This is a genomic window from Kitasatospora purpeofusca (assembly GCF_000718025.1).
Classification (GTDB): Bacteria; Actinomycetota; Actinomycetes; order Streptomycetales; family Streptomycetaceae; genus Kitasatospora; species Kitasatospora purpeofusca.
Genome location: NZ_JODS01000044.1, coordinates 36,314 through 49,774 on the forward strand (window position 1 = coordinate 36,314; position 13,461 = coordinate 49,774).

8 protein-coding genes and 1 pseudogene are annotated in these 13,461 nt (G+C 72.1%); 5 read left to right on the forward strand and 4 right to left on the reverse strand.

Annotated features, from left to right (window positions below):
- Nucleotides 1-1,015: 1,015 nt before the first annotated feature.
- The 3 genes and pseudogenes from IF01_RS42960 to IF01_RS0137555 all read right to left on the reverse strand — a co-directional run.
- Nucleotides 1,016-1,412 (reverse strand): annotated as a pseudogene (locus tag IF01_RS42960) (transposase); the annotation flags it as partial.
- An 83-nt stretch (nucleotides 1,413-1,495) separates the two neighbouring features.
- Nucleotides 1,496-8,818 (reverse strand): LamG domain-containing protein, encoded by a 7,323-nt coding sequence (locus tag IF01_RS0137550; protein WP_051756970.1) that lies wholly within the window; start codon nucleotides 8,816-8,818, stop codon nucleotides 1,496-1,498.
- A 221-nt stretch (nucleotides 8,819-9,039) separates the two neighbouring features.
- Nucleotides 9,040-9,543, reverse strand: a complete 504-nt coding sequence (locus tag IF01_RS0137555; RefSeq protein WP_030398121.1) for a hypothetical protein — start codon at nucleotides 9,541-9,543, stop codon at nucleotides 9,040-9,042.
- A gap of 88 nt (nucleotides 9,544-9,631) precedes the next feature.
- Here IF01_RS0137555 and IF01_RS0137560 point away from each other — a divergent pair, with 88 nt between their 5' ends.
- The 4 genes from IF01_RS0137560 (at nucleotide 9,632) to IF01_RS51665 (ending at nucleotide 11,549) form a co-directional block, all read left to right on the forward strand.
- Nucleotides 9,632-10,003 carry a hypothetical protein gene (locus IF01_RS0137560; protein ID WP_030398122.1) on the forward strand — a complete coding sequence of 124 codons (372 nt, stop codon included), beginning with the start codon at nucleotides 9,632-9,634 and terminating at the stop codon, nucleotides 10,001-10,003.
- A gap of 459 nt (nucleotides 10,004-10,462) precedes the next feature.
- On the forward strand, nucleotides 10,463-10,813 hold the full coding sequence (locus IF01_RS0137570) for a helix-turn-helix transcriptional regulator (RefSeq protein ID WP_030398123.1): 351 nt from the start codon (nucleotides 10,463-10,465) through the stop codon (nucleotides 10,811-10,813).
- Nucleotides 10,814-10,896: 83 nt separating this feature from the next.
- Nucleotides 10,897-11,322 (forward strand): STAS domain-containing protein, encoded by a 426-nt coding sequence (locus IF01_RS44665; protein WP_051756972.1) that lies wholly within the window; start codon nucleotides 10,897-10,899, stop codon nucleotides 11,320-11,322.
- Nucleotides 11,319-11,549, forward strand: coding sequence for a DUF6296 family protein (locus tag IF01_RS51665; RefSeq protein ID WP_037782665.1), 231 nt, complete (start codon nucleotides 11,319-11,321; stop codon nucleotides 11,547-11,549). Before IF01_RS44665 ends, IF01_RS51665 begins: the two co-directional genes overlap by 4 nt.
- Nucleotides 11,550-11,641: 92 nt before the next feature.
- Here the strand turns inward: IF01_RS51665 and IF01_RS0137585 are convergent, their stop codons facing one another.
- On the reverse strand, nucleotides 11,642-11,857 hold the full coding sequence (locus IF01_RS0137585; protein ID WP_030398125.1) for a hypothetical protein: 216 nt from the start codon (nucleotides 11,855-11,857) through the stop codon (nucleotides 11,642-11,644).
- A 112-nt stretch (nucleotides 11,858-11,969) separates the two neighbouring features.
- Here IF01_RS0137585 and IF01_RS0137590 point away from each other — a divergent pair, with 112 nt between their 5' ends.
- Entirely contained in the window at nucleotides 11,970-12,563 is a 594-nt protein-coding gene (locus IF01_RS0137590) for a TetR/AcrR family transcriptional regulator (protein ID WP_030398126.1), read from the forward strand.
- Nucleotides 12,564-13,461: the final 898 nt, after the last annotated feature.

Here is a 13,461-nt window from a genome sequence, read left to right on the forward strand (position 1 = left end):
CCGGTGCCGCTGCTGCCCGGCTGCGCGGCCGGGTTGGGGGCAGGTGCGCCGCCGCGTCCTCCCTCGCCGCCCGTGTCGCCGCCGCTTCCGCCACTGCCGCCGCTTCCCCCGACCCCGGTGCCGGCGGGCGGGACGGCGGTGACCACCGCAGGCACGGCCCCGGCCGGGCCCGTTCCGCCTGCACCGCCCGAACCACCGAGCTCGCCCGCACCGGGGATGCCCGCCGTACCCTGCGCACCGGTGGCGCCCTCGCTCCCCGGGGTTCCGGGCCTGCCTGCTGTTCCGGGGTTGCCGGCCAGTACCTTGCCCGCTCCGAAACACGCGCCGAAGGCGTCGGCAACGGCTCCCGTGCCACCTGCTCCTCCCGCGCCGGGGCCCGCGGAAGCGCCGCCCGCGCCGCCCGCACCACCGGCGCCGCCGATCTTCCCGTTCTCCCCGCCCCGCACGGCCCCACCAGCACCGGCCAGGGAAAGAGCAGTTTCAGAGGCGGAACCGGCCTGATCACGGCCCAGGGCACGAGTCCCGCTGCAGGGGACGCCGGCGCCGCCGCCCGCGCCGCCGAACCCCACAGTTCCACCCTGCCCTCCGGCGCCGCCGGTCTGGCCGAGTTTCCCGTTCTCACCGCCGCCACCCCCGCCGGCACCGGTCCCGCCCTTCGCCACGCCACCTCCGCCGAGGCCGCCCGGCCCCCTCTTCTCGGAGAAGGGGATCTCAGGTGCCGTCTTCGACATCCCCACCTCCTACAGCCCACCACAAAGCCGGTAGCACCAGCCCGCGCGACCCGCCCGTACCCCGCCGACGACACCGTTCAGGCCGGGCTCCGGACACGGCACACGAACCCCCGGCTCCCGCAGGACCGTGTAGCAGCGGGACCCCGACTTCGACCACGAGTGGCAGGACACCCCGAAGTGGGGGCACAGGGCATCCGCCTCCTGCCGGCACCGGTACAGCTGCGACTCGTCCGTTCTGTAGGTACTCACGGTGCGGGAGAACGTCCACTGCCCCGCAGGTGTATGCGGCGGGCTCCGCGGGTGATCCGGGCGGCGGCGTGGAGGCGGCGGTAGCGGAGTCTCTTGGGTTCGGCGGTGGCCAATTCGCCGTCCAGCAATAGGGTTCGGGCCCAGGCGAGGAGGTCGACGGCGGTCAGGGACAGCTCCAGCCAGACCTGGTTGATGGCGAAGTGGCGGGAGGGGAAGCGGCAGAAACCGGTGGTCCTGCCGCAGCGGATGTGGTCCTCGACTCTGGCGTGAGCGCGGTGGCGGACCTCCGGATGCTGGACCTGGCCGCCGTCGGCGACGGGCGTGTCAGTGAGGAGGACCTGGTGGCGCATGCCTTCGTCCTGATCGAACAGGGACACCTGGGCGCCCGGGGTGGGGATGCTCGCGGCGGACGACGATGCGGGTGTCGTCCGGGTCCGGTGAGGTCGACCTTGTTGCCGGGGCGGTGCGAACGAGGCGGGCCCGGCCCTCCGGGGTGCCGGAGGGCCGGGCGGGACTCAGTTCTCCATGCCGAAGTAGCGGGTGAGATAGTCGATGATCTCGGTTGCATGGGGCAGGAGTTCGGGCAGCTGGGTCGCGAGGACCTCCCGGGTGGCGGTGGCAAGGGCACCGGTGGTGGTGGCGGCCGGGCGGACGTACGGTTCGAGGCGCTTGATCAGTTCGTAGTTGCTGTCGATGTTCTCGGCGCGCATCGCCTTCTCCAGCGGCGGTGCGCCGGGCGGCGGTACGGGGGCGAGGACGCGGCTGACGTAGGTGACACGGTGCAGGACGCGCCAGCACGGGGGCTTGGCGGAGCTCTGCCGGGCCTGGCGGAGGGCGGCGGCGTCAGGGGCGGCGCTGTTGGAGAGCCAGGTCGGGTCGACGACCTTGTGGTAGAAGTCGTCGAAGTTGGCGCTGGTCTCGCCGAGGTAGAAGGTGAGGAAGCGGTAGGCGTCGACCTTGCCGGGCACCAGCACGGGCTTGCCGGCGGCGTCGTAGACCGGCTTGCCGTTGCTGTCGCGGCGCTGGAGGTCGCCGGAGGGTGCGCACTGGACGTCGAGGCCGAAGGAGCGGGAGGCGTCCTTGCCCTTGGCCCTGGTGACGCTGAAACCGCCGCCCACGGAGGCGTCGAGGCTGCCGAACCACCCAAGACCGAGGGCGCCGAAGCTGCCTTCGAAGCTGGCGCCGAACGAGCCGCTGAAGGTGTACGAGCCGGAGGTGGTCTCGCTGACAGCGTCGGTGGCCTCGGTGGTCTCGGCGAAGAAGCCGCCCTGCGCCGTCCAGACGTAGGTGTTGACCAGGTCCCGGTGCGAGAAACCGGTCGCGGCCGCGCTGCCGGACGTGCCGCGGCCGGCCTCCTGCTGCCCGCCGGAGACGCCCATCGAGCGTAGCACCGACTGCGCCTGACTCTCTGTCGGGTCCGCGTGGTGGGTCTCGGTGGAGACGGACTCGTAGAAGGCTTCCAGGCGCTGCTGGTCGCGGGTGATGCGGCGCTTGAGCGCGTAGGCGTCCCGGGGCTTGAAGTAGCTGTACTCGCCGTACGCGGTGGCGGTGGGGTAGTCGGGGTCGAGGACCTTGCCGCGGTCGTCGAATCCGACCGCGCCGTCCAGGGTGCCCTGCTTGGTGTAGCGGGCGTTGATCGGGAAGTGGATGATGTTCCAGTCCAGCGGGATGTCGGGGTTGGGCAGCATCCGGTAGGCGACCAGGGCGCCGGTGTGCGCCAGGCGCAGCGCGAAGACGTCGGCGGTCTGGGACTGGACCAGGGCGGTGCCGGTGTTGGCGGGCACGTACCGGCGGCCGACGGCGGTGTTCAGCACCTTGGCCGCGTCCTCGGTGTACCCGGTCAGCGCCAGCTTCGTCCTGCGGGCGGTGTTCCTGCCCTGGCTGACCTTGGTGTCGGTGCTCCAGGTGTTGGCGAACTCCAGGCTGCCCTTTCCGCCGATCTTCATCTGGCCCTCGGCCAGCGGGGACGCGGTGCCGAAGCCGAGCGGGGCGGTGATCGTCAGGACGCTGGCGTCGGTCTCGACGCCGAAGGAGAAGTTGAAGGCGGCGTTGACGCTGCGGGTCCTGCTGGAGGAGAGGCTGCGCACCACCTGGTCGGCCTCGGCGAACTCCACGGAGGAGGCGCCGGCCCAGCCGTCGGCCTTGTCGGTGAGGTTCTCGGACGGCACCGGCGGGGCGCCCTCGACGTAACCGACGAGCTGCGGGTCGAACTGGGCCTGGCCGACCCACTCGGTGGTCAGGTCGCCGACCTTGTAGCCGGTGACCAGGTGCCAGCGGCCGTCCCGGACGAAGGCGTAGCAGCGCTTGAGCACGCCGAGCGCCTCGCCCTTGGCGTCGTACTGGAGGTCGGCGTACTCGGTGGCGGCGGGGGCGCCGGCGATGGTGTCGTGGAAGGGGGTGCGGACGTCGGCGAGGGCCGAGCGGACCTGGGCGGTGTCGGTGGAGACGGGCGCGGTGGAGAGCAGGACGCGCGGCCGCTTGGCGGAGAAGCCCAGGTTGTTGCCGCGCAGGCCCTCGTCCCGGACGGACGTGCTGCCGGGTTCGGTGGAGTCCCGGTCGAACGGCCAGTAGCCGAGCAGGTCCTGCTTCTCCCCGCGCAGGCGGGTGAACAGGTTGTCCTGGATCTGCTCCTGGGTGCGGACGGTCCGCCAGATGCGGACCTCCTCCAGCGTGCCGGTGAGCAGGTCGACCGGTTTTCCGCCCTCCAGCCTTGCGCCCAGGATGAGTTGGGGTTCGCCCCAGGCCGCGGTGGTGTCCTGCGCGGTCAGTGGTGCCTCGGAGAGCGGCTCGCCGTTGCGGTACAGCCGCAGCGGGCTGGCCAGGGGGTCGACGTCGCGGGTCCAGCGGGCGCCGCGCAGCTTCGCCGGGAAGGTACCGGACACGTCGAGGGTGACGTTGCCGGCGTTCTCGTTGAACGCCCAGCGCGCCAGCAGGCCCTTCTCGCGCGAGGTGACCGGCAGCCCGTGCCGGGCCTGCGGCCGGGCGGAGTTCCACAGTCGCAGCTCGCACAGCACGCCGGTCAGCCCGCGGCCGATCACCACCTCGTTGTTGTTGGCCTGCGCGCCGGGGCCGCTGTACACGAAGCTGCCGACGGCACCGCCGTCGAGGTAGAAGCGGATGTCCTGTTCGGGCTGGGGGGCCGTGCCCGCCTGGGCTCCGACGACCTCCGGCTTGCGACGCTCGCGCACCACGGTGATGCGCTGGAACGCGCCGGGCGTGACGGCCCGGTCGGAGGTGTAGCGGACGGGCTTGCCGTTCGCCTCGGCGAAGGCGAACTCCACCAGGCCGTCGGCCCGGACGCCCAGGTGGTACGGGACGCCGTCCCGCCCGCCGTCGATGACCGTGCCCTTGGTGAGCAGGCCGATGGGCGTGCCCAGCTTGTCGATCCGGACGAACGCCTCGACGGTGAGGTCCTCCAGCACGTCCAGCGCGGGTTGCGCGGCCACTGCCAGGCCCTCGCCGCCGTCCAGGCTCAGTGCCCAGGACTGGGTGAAGGTGGCGGCGAGGTGCGCCCACTCGTTGCAGGGGAAGCGCTCCGCGGACTTCAGCACCCGGTCGCCCACCCGGGCGGTCACCTGGTAGCCCTTGATCGGCGAGGCCGGGCCGCTCGTGCCGGGGAAGGTCCAGTACCCCAGCAGGCCTGGTTCCCGGCCGGAGAGGCGCTGGTGGCGCTCGGCGGAGATCTCCTGCTTGGTGCGGGCCCGGCCGAAGACCCGGACCTCGTCGATCTGGCCGTCGAGGTAGTCGCCGGTGAAGGGGAAGTGGCCCAGGATCAGCGGGCCTTTGCCGGTGTAGGCCCCGTTGGAGGTGCGGCGGGCGACCTCGACGCCGTCCCGGTAGAGGATCTGCTCGCGGGTGGCGTTCTTGTACACCGCGGCCCAGTGGTGCCACTCCAGGTCCGGGTAGGCCTGGGTGGTCTTCAGGTCGTCGCCGTACAGCGAGAAGTAGAGGGTCTCGTCGGGGTGGACCCACAGGTGCAGGGACTGGTCGACCCGGCCGTCCGTCGCGCCGTGGAACAGCAGCGGCTCGACGCGGCCCCGGGACTGGTTGCGCTTGGCCCACAGCTCGATGGTGAAGTCCCGGTTCGCCAGGTCGAGCGTGGGAGTCAGCTGGGCCTTGGTGCCGTTGACGAACTGCCAGGCCGGCAGGGCGGCCGGGGCGAGTGCCAGGGCGTAGCCCGATCCGTCCGTCCTGGCGTGGACGATCCGGCCCCCTCCGGCCTCGGGGTTGACCCAGGCCTCCAGGCTCAGGTCACCGGTCGGGGCGATGTTCTGCTGCTTGCCGGCGGGCAGGGTCAGGTACTGCTCCTTGCCGTCGAACAGGAAGGCCCGGCCGGGCATCTCGGCGCGCCAGCGGCAGCCGCGCCCGGTGATCGCCGCCTTGGCGGTGCCGTTGGGTACGGATTCGACCCCGCCCGTGCTCAGCGTGACCAGGCGGGAGCCGGCGGAGAGCAGCACCCCGGGGCGGGAGGACTGCGCTCGGGCCCAGTCGTAGCCGACCAGGCTCACCTTGTCGCCGGGTTTGGCCGAAATGCTCTTCGCGGTCAGCTCCAGCGACTTGGCACCGATCGGGGCGTCGGTGGCCACGGCGTGGCCGGTGCTGCCTATCTGCAGGTGGGCCTTGGCCGGGACGGCGACCGTGGTGGGCGTGGTGAGTTCGACGGTGCTGCCCGTGACTCGGGCGACGGCGCCGAGGGTGACCGGGCGGCCTGGGCTGCCGGCCAGTGCGGCGACCATCTGCTCGGCCTTGCGCGGCAGCGAGCGCCAGGTTTCGGTGTCCGCGCCGATGGTGACGGTCAGGTCGCAGCGGCCGGGCGCGTCGCCGTCGGTGACGGTGATCGTGGCGCCGTCCAGGGGAACGGCCGGGTCCCGGGCGAGGAAGACGAGCGTGCCGGTGTCCCCGGCGAGCGTCCGGGTGCCGCGCAGGACGGCGGTGTCGTAGTACGCGGCGAAGAACTGGTCGTCGGCGCCGCGGAAGTACAGCACGAGGTTGCCGGTGCCGCTGTCCAGCAGCGCGGGCCGGTCGGCGCCCCGGGCGAACTCCAGCAGGCCCCCGGTCAGGCTCAGGCCGGTGCTGTCCACCGCGAGCAGCGGCATCGCGACCGTGAGGTCGTCGTCGCCCTGGAGCGCACCCGACAGCTTGGCCAACTGGCGTCGGGCATCGGCGAGTTCCGCCTGCTTGGCGGTCAGGTTGAGCTGCAGCTCCGCGATCCGCTGCTGGGCCTTGAGGGCCTCCTGGAGGAGGGCGCGGGCAGTGTCCAGCTGCGCCTTGGCCGCGAGGTACTGCACGTCCACTCCGGAGCGCATGGCCACGCGGGTCATCCGGAACAGGCCCGAGTCCGCCTTGAGGCACTCGGCCGACTGCACCGCCGAGGTGAACTGGTACGTGGAGGGGGAGCCGATCGCGAGCCGGCTCGCCCGGTTGACGATGCGGACGTACTCGCCCTCGGCGATCAGCTGGAACTGCGCCGACCGGTTGCCCGGGGTGCGGGCGATGGTGTCCAGCCTCTCGTTCTCCGCCGGGGAGTTGTTCAGGACGCGCACGTCCTTGTCGTACTGGGCGAAGGACAGCCAGTAGCAGGGCAGGCCGTCCTGGCTCTCGCCGACCGCCTCCACCCGCCAGGTCCAGTCGGGGCGCTGGTCGTGGAAGAACACCGGGGCTCCCTGCAGGCTGGCGTTGGCGGTGACCAGCCACTGCAGGTTGTAGGCGCCGCCTTGTACCGTGCGCGGCGTCTTGAGCTCGATCCGGTAGGTCCAGGAGGTGATCAGGTCCTTCTCGGCGAAGTAGCGCTGCTCCAGGGCGTCGAATCCCGGCTTGAGCCGGTCGTGCTCCGCCTGGTACTCGGCCAGCCGCCCGGCCGCGCCCTTCAGCCGGTTGATGTCCGCCTCGATGGCGGCGACCTCCGGCTCCAGCCGCTTGACCAGCTGCTGCAGGGTGCTGACCTGCTCCGAGTCGTGGCCCTTCGTCGGCCGCTTGAGCACCTGCGGGTCCAGCACGTCCGGCACCTGGGCCAGTCGGCCGTCCCGGCCGACAGCGAAGTCCAGGGCGGCCACGGCGGGCTCCTGGCCGTACTTGGCGGCGAAGGCCAGCATCACCCGGGCCTGCCGCTTGGCGGGCTTGGGGTCGGCGCGGTAGCCCGCGACGACGTTCTCCTGCTGGTGGTAGAGCAGGGCCGACATGCCGGAGACGACCGATCGGCCCTTGAGGGTGAAGCTGTCGCGCCGCACCCCGGGGTGGTCGCCGACCGGGGCGTCCGAGCCGGTCCACCGCGTGTTGCCCACGAGCGTGGCGTGCCCGGCGTGGTCGGTCTGGTCGTGGGCGGTGGTGCCGGTGCCCTCGTCGAAGCGGTAGTAGGCCACCAGGCCCGGCTCGTTGCCGATCAGCCGGTTGTTCAGGTCCGTGGTGAGTTCGGCCTGGGAGCGCACCCGGTTCCAGATCCGCAGCTCGTCGAGGTCGCCGTTGAAGAAGCTGTCGGTGCCGCCGGAACTCCGCCTGCCGACCAGGGTGTTCACGCCGGTGACCGGGGTGAACGGCAGCGCCGCGCTCCCGGCCTGCTTGCCATTGACGTACAGCTTCGCCGTGGTGCCGTCGAAGGTGGCGGCGATGTGGGCGTAGCTGTCCGCCGTGAGCGTCTCGGTGGAGGTGAGCGTCGTCGGCGCCCCGTCGTGGCTGAGGAACACCGCGCCGTTGGCGTCCACGCCGAACAGGTACTCCCCGCCGCGGCCCAGCACCGGGCCGTCGAGGGCGGCGGGTTTGACCCACGCCTCGACGGAGTAGGGCTTCCCGCCGAAGTGCAGCGGCCCCCGGTTGCCCAGGTCGAGGTGGGCATCGACGCCGTCCAGGCGCAGCGCGGTCTCCGCATGGCCCTCGCTGCCGGTCATCGGCACCAGCTCGCGGCCGGTGAAGGGGCAGATGCCGGGGCTGCGCTCGAACACCGAGTCCCGGTAGGCCACATCCGGGCTGGTCCAGAAGCGGGTGCCCTGGGTGTTGAACAGTCCCTGGGCGCCCTGCTCGATGGTGAAGCTGTCGACCCGTCCGGTGGCGTCGTTGTGGGCGAACAGCTGCCAGCGCTGCACGTTGGAGACGGCGGTCGGCACCAGGACGGCGGCGAACCGGCCCTGGGTCAGGTTCCGGACGAAGGACAGCTCCTGGGTCGGCTCGTGGAACGGGCGGCCCTCCATGTCCTCGGTGCCCAGGCTGTCCTTGGCCGACTCCGGGCGGGTCGCGTGCCGGCTGCGCTTGAACCGCACCTCCAGTACCGGCTTCAACTTCCCGTCCACCAGCACGAACCGGTCGACGAGCAGGGTGTCGCGGACCAGCGGCACCTTCTTCGTGCCGCTGAGCACGTAGTCGGCGCGGGACGCGTCCCCCGAACTGCCGCCGCCGGTCAGCTTGTACACCGCGTCCGTGTGCGTCTCGCCGACCGACTGCCGCAGGACCACCACGTACGTGCCGTCCGACAGGACGTGGAACGGGGCGTCCGCCGTCAGCCGCGCGGTGCTGGACAGGAACGGGTCGATCTCCGCGGCCGCCGGCCGCTCGCCGGCACCGGCCTCCGCCCCGCCCCGCTTCACCGTCGGCATCGCCGTCGCGCCGACCAGGGCGTACCCCACCTCGGCGATCTCCCGGGGGAAGGCCAACTCGGCCGGGTTGTCGCTCCAGTACGCCGAGTCCACCTCTCCCTTGGCCGCCGGACCGGACAGGTCCAGCACCGTGTAGACGATCCGGCGGGAGGCGTCCATCGCGAACGCGATCGTCGTGCCCTGGTGCCGGGCCATCGTCACGTGCCGGTACGACCGGTCCCCGTATTTCTTGAGCAGGGAGTCCTGAGCTGCCACTGTTCCCCTTCCGGGCGCATGGAACGCCGACCCCGGTCCGTGCGGTCCGGGGTCGGCGGCGAGTGTGCGGATCTGTCCTGACGGAGCGTCAGCGAGTCTGGCATGTGCGTTCGAAGTGAAGAGACGGCTCCGGAACTACTCGTACCGCATACGGCTTGAACACACTACGGGCGTGGCCGAACTTCGCTTGTCCGACGACGTGGAGGAGGCTCCCCGGGCTCCTACGGGGTGAGCTCGACGACGCGCGCGGGCTCACCCTTCCAGCGGTGCGGGTGGGCGGTGGCGACGCCGGCACTCTCGGGGTGTTCCGGGGTGGGGCGGCGGTACAACGGGCGCGGGCCTGGGCCCAGGCGGTGTCGGCGGCGAGGGCGAGAGCGGCGGGGAAGGCGAGGGACAGTGGTCAGGAGCTCGACCGCGGTGCCGGTCAGGTCGCTCAGGGCATCGGTCACCACATAGCCGACGCCGGGCGGCAGGCCGAGCTCCACGGCCTGGTCGTCGGCCGGCTCGCCCCGGACCCGGGAGTGCGGGGCGACCAGGACCCCGGCGACCACGTGCTCGCCGTCCGGCTCCGGGAGGTCGGCGACGGTCAGCTCGAACTCGGCGCCGGCGCGGATCCAGCGGCGCCGGTCCGGGTCGACGGGCTCAGACGGGTACCGGTCGCACGGGAGCCGGGCCGGGACGCGCACCAGGCAGGTCTCCCCCACCCGCAGCCGCTCCGCCCGCACCCCGATCGCCTCCCGGCCCGCTCTTCCTCAGCACCGGACTGCTGTCCGGCCCTGCCGGTGGAACGCGATGATCAATAGGCTCTCGCGCATGAAGCACCCCTCGGAGATGAGCGAGCGCGAGTACTTCGCCTTCATCGGCCGGCGTCCGGGCATGTTCGTCGGCAAGACCTCGTTCCACATGGCGACCGCTTTTCTCGCCGGCTACGAAGCGCACGCCGACCGCCATGGCGGCCCGAGCCTGCTCATCGGCCTTCACGAGTGGCTGGTCACCCGCCGAGGCCGGGACTGCAACCACGGCTGGCCGGGTCAGGTCCTGCACATCGCTCTGCCCCACGGCTGGGAGAACATCTGGGACCTGCCGCCCGAGGACGAGCAGCAGGCGATCAAGGTCTTGTTCGAGCTTCTCGACACCTTCCTCGCCGAACGCGAGACGACCGTGAGGATCCAGGCGTCGGAGTGACCGGAACGACCACGTCTTCCGGTCTGCCCCTGTCCCACCCGGCCCCAGGTGCGGGCGCAGAACGCCTTCACCTGGGAGGACGGGGTTCCATGTCCTGGGAGCGTCCCAGCAGAACGGGCGCAGCGGGCGGGCGGGGGCAGGTTGGGACGCGCACCCGTACTGGGCCGCCTCCTGGGCGGCTGGAAGCCCAGCACGTCCGGCGAAAAGCGGTGTTCCGACACCCGGTCACCCACGTGCGGCGCCAGACCTGGGCGGACAACGTCAGCCGCAGCATGGTCGTGCGCACCGACCTGATCGACCGGATCGCCCTGCCCCCCCGACAGTGACCGCTGTGGCAGGGGCGGCGCGGTGCCCGCCGATGGCCCGGCTTGTGCGTCCCGGGTCCGGCGGACGCCGGGGCAGCACATTCGAGTTGTTCGTAGGCGTTGCGAAACCGGAATTCCGGTTCATACTTGTGGTGTGTCGGAAGAGCAAGGACCGCGGACGAACTGGACCTTCCTGACCCAGCACGCCCGCGTACTCCTGATGATCTCGCGCGACGCGGACGTCCGACTGCGGGACGTCGCGGCGGCGTGCGGCCTGACCGAGCGGGCCGTGCGGGCCGTCGTCACGGACCTGGAGGCGGCCGGCTACGTCACCCGCACCCGGCACGGCCGCCGCAACCACTACCGGATCGTCGACGGCACGTTCTTCCGCCACCCCGCCGAGGCCCGCCACCGGGTCGGCGCCCTGCTCGACCTGTTCGCCGACCTCGACTCCGGACCCAGAACAGCGACCGTCAACGGTGATCACGATGACCAGAACCCGTGACCATGCGCCCCATCGCTCCGCCCGCGCGACCCGCCCCCACGCCAGGGCCGCCGCGGTGCCTTCCCGCTGAGGAGGCGAGTCCGATGCCCCACCTCGGATTCGCCCGCCGGACCCGGCCCGAAACCCCGCGCCGACTGCCGCGACACCTGCGCATCACCACCACGACCGCGCCCGGACCGGCGGTGGTCGTGCGCCTCGACGGCGAAGTCGACGAGGACGACCGACCCCGGTTGGAGAGCGCCCTCGCCCGCGCCCTGCGAAGCCGCCCGCGCCGACTGGTCGTCGACCTGGCCGACCTGACCTTCTGCTACTCGGTGGGCCTCAACGCCCTGCTCGCCGCCCGACTGGACGCGAGGGCCGCGGGCGTGGAGATGACACTGGCCGCCCCGCCGCCGCAGACCGCACGACTGCTGAGGATCACCGGTACCGACCAGGTCTTCACCGTCCGCCCCAGCGTGCGCGCCGCCCTGGCCGACGCCCCGGGACCGAACGCGGGGCGGACGTCATGAGCAACCCGTCACGCTACGCGGTCACCCTGCCCGGTGCGCCGGGCTCACACGCTCCCCCCGAGGTCGTCATCGTCCACGCCACCGGCGAGACCACCGCCGGCGGGGCGGTTTACGCGGACCGGTCCGGCGCCTTCCGGGTCGAGATCGCCGGGGAGACGGCCCGGCCGCTCGGCGAACCGCCCGGCCCGGGCCGGCACACCTGCCTGCACGCGCTCCCTCTACCCTGACACTCCCGCGCCGGTCTGTCGGGCGAGGACCGGATAACCGCCCGCAGCCGCCTCCAGCGGCGAGCCGGCGGAGGGCGCAACCGCCTAGCGAGTCAGTTGCCCGTCGCCTTGGAAGCAGCGTGGGCCCGCCCCGTGATGACCGCGCCGATCACGACGGCCAGTACGTACACGCTGATGCTCGCTGCGAAGCCTCCTGGTAGCCAGCTCAGCAGGCCGGCGTTGTCGTGGTCGACGAGCTGGCGAATTGCCCCCTGGGCTCCGACGACGAGCAGTGCCGTGCCGAGCGCCTGGTAGAGGCCGTACTTCATGAGGTCTCCTCGGTCCGATTGCGGGTTTACCATGCACTTGCACTGTAAAACGATGGAGCCCGGTTTTACAATGCGATCGCATGGCAAAAGTTGCGAGGAAGGCGGCGGTACCGTGCCGAAGATCGTGGATCATGAAGCGCGCAGGATGCGCCTCGTCGAGGCCGTCTGGTCATTGGCCGTGCGAGGCGGCCTCGAGCAGGTGTCACTGCGCAAGGTGGCCGAGGAGGCGGGTGTCTCCATGGGCCAGGTCCAGCACTACTACTCTTCGATGCAGGCCCTGATCCGCGACGCCCTCGACCGAGCCGTACAGGCCGTGAACGCCACCATCGAGAACGCGGTCACCGCCGCCGGCACGACCAGCCCCGAGGTCGTCCTCCGTGCCGGCCTGTACGCCTTGATCAGCCCGGCCGAGGAGAGCACGCGGCTGATGCGCTTCGCGCTGACGGCCGTGGGCCGGGCGGTCTCCGATCCGACGACGGCCAAGGTCTTGGCGCCAGGTGACGACGAGCTGCTCACCCTCACCGCCGGTCTCATCGCGGCAGCCCGGGAGGAGCGGGGCAGCGTGCCGCGCGGTGAGGAACGTACCGACGCCGACATCTGCTGGTCCCTCGCCACCAGCCTGGGCCTGGACATCGCCCTCGGCTACCGCACCCCGGAAGCCGCCGAACGGGTCCTCGACCACCACATCGAGCAGGTTCTTCGCTGAAGCGTGTCCGATAATTGATCTCGTGGCGGGTCGAGGCGAGGGGCGGCACCCTCCACCGCGCACAGGCCACCGCCCGCGCACGCGAGCCCTCGGACGGGTGCCCCCGAGGGGCGTGAAGGGGCCGGGCCCGGGGACGTAAGGGGGGTTGGTCCGCGGGGCCCGGCCGTGGGGCCAGCAGCGCCGGGGAGGACGTGGCGCAGCCGCTCCGGCCGGCGGCCCGGCGGTGCTGCGGCGGGGCCGCCGTGCCGGGAACAGTGGACCTGCCGAGCGGCGGTGGCCAGGGGTTCGACCTGCGATTCTTCGGCCGCGAACATGCCATCCCACTGGTGGTGCGTCCCGGGTCGGAGCGGCCGTGTCCGGGCCGTCCGCCCCCGGGATGCCGTGCCCCCGGCCGCACGGGCCGGGGCGCCGGTTGTTCGCCGTCGTGCTGCTCGTGCTGGCCGTCGTCCTGGTCGTGGTTCATGCTCTGCCCCCGGCTGGTGGTTCGTGGTGCTGGTCTTCTCTGCTCTACCGCACACCACCGACATCGGGCCGCCTGTCACCGCCCCGGCCGCAACCGCCCGCCCCCGCTTCGCGCCGACCGACGGGAGGCGTCCGGCCGCCCGGCCGGGAGGGAGGGCCACAGCGGCCCGGGAGCGGCAGCAGGGGCCCGTCGGCCCCGGAGCGAACCCGGGACCGCACCGCCCCACCCAGCCGCCAACACCAACACCAACACCAACACCACCAGCCAAGGAGAGAGCAGGGAGAGGGTTGTCGGCAATCCCGGAGATCCCAAATCGTGGGGATGAACTGGGCGGATGTCGAAACCCTGGTGGGAGGACCCCCGGGGCACCACCCGGGGACGGCCCCGGGAAAACGCCCGGGGATGCGCGGCGGGCGGTTTCGCCTCGCCGGGACC